Consider the following 1,398-nt stretch of genomic DNA (forward strand, 5'->3'; position numbering starts at 1 on the left):
CATGCCGGTGAAGCCTTCGCGGGCTTCGGCGATCTCGTGGATGCGTTTGCGGCAGGCGTACCAGCCGGCCACCATGAGGGCGATGGCGATGAGGGTGACCAACAGTGTCAGTGGTGAGTCGATGAAGACCATGACGAGCACGCCGATGAGGAAGAGCAGGGAGAGGTAGCCGGTGTAGGGGGCGCCGAACATCCTGAAGGAGGGGCGTTTGAGCCAGCCCTTGTCGGCCCAGCGTTTGAGTTGGATCTGGCACAGGACGATGGTGGCCCAGGTGACGACGATGCCGACGGARGCGATGTTCAGGACGATCTCGAAGGCTTGTGAGGGGACGAGGTAGTTCAGCGGGACCCCGAGCAGGGAGACGCCGGCGGTGATGGCGATGCCGCCGTAGGGGACGCCGGCTTTGTTCATGCGCTGGGCGAACTTGGGGGCGGAGCCGGCGACGGACATGGAGCGCAGGATCCGGCCGGTGGAGTAGAGGCCGGCGTTCAGGGAGGACAGGGCGGCGGTGAGGACGACGAGGTTCATGATGACGTCCACGCCCTGGATGCCGATGGAGCCGAAGAAGGTCACGAAGGGGCTGACGCCTTTTTGGTAGGAGGTGAAGGGCAGCAGCAGGGCCAGGAGGATGACGGATCCGACGTAGAACACGGCGATGCGGAAGACGACGGAGTTGATGGCCTTGGGCATGATCTTTTCGGGGTTTTCGGTTTCGCCGGCGGCGGTGCCGACGAGTTCGATGGAGGCGTAGGCGAACAGGACGCCTTGCATGAGGATGATCATGGGCAGGATGCCGTTGGGGAAGATCCCGCCGTTGTCGGTGATGAGGCTGAAGCCGGTTTCCTGGCCGGGGACGGGGGTGCCGAAGATGACGAAGTAGGTGCCGATGAGCAGGAACGCGACGAGGGCGGCGACCTTGATGATGGCGAACCAGAATTCCATTTCGCCGAAGACCTTGACGGAGACGAGGTTCAGGCCGAGGACGACGATGAGGGCGGTCAGGGCCCAGGCCCATTGCGGRACGTCGGCCATCCAAGGGACGTAGTGGCCGAAGAAGTTCATGTAGAGCGCGGCGGCGGTGATGTCCACGATGGTGGTGGTGGCCCAGTTGATCCAGTAGAACCAGCCGGAGACGAAGGCTGCCTTTTCGCCGAAGAATTCGCGGGCGTAGGAGACGAAGGAGCCGGAGGAGGGCCGGTGCAGGACGAGTTCGCCGAGGGCGCGCAGGATCAGGAAGGCGAAGAAGCCGCAGACGGCGTAGGCGATGACCAGGGACGGCCCGGCGGCGTTGAGCCGGCCGCCGGCGCCGAGGAACAGGCCGGTTCCGATCGCGCCGCCGATGGCGATCATCTGGATCTGCCGCGGCTTCAGGCTCTTGTGGTAGCCCTTGTCCTCGGC

The 1,398-nt window shown here is 64.5% G+C and carries 1 protein-coding gene; it reads right to left on the reverse strand.

The features are described from left to right. The coding region (locus AC1DFE_RS24020) for an amino acid permease (protein WP_476908330.1) at positions 1-1,398 on the reverse strand (1,398 nt) is incomplete at both ends.

The sequence above is a fragment of the Arthrobacter sp. 05T423 genome, assembly GCF_056396245.1.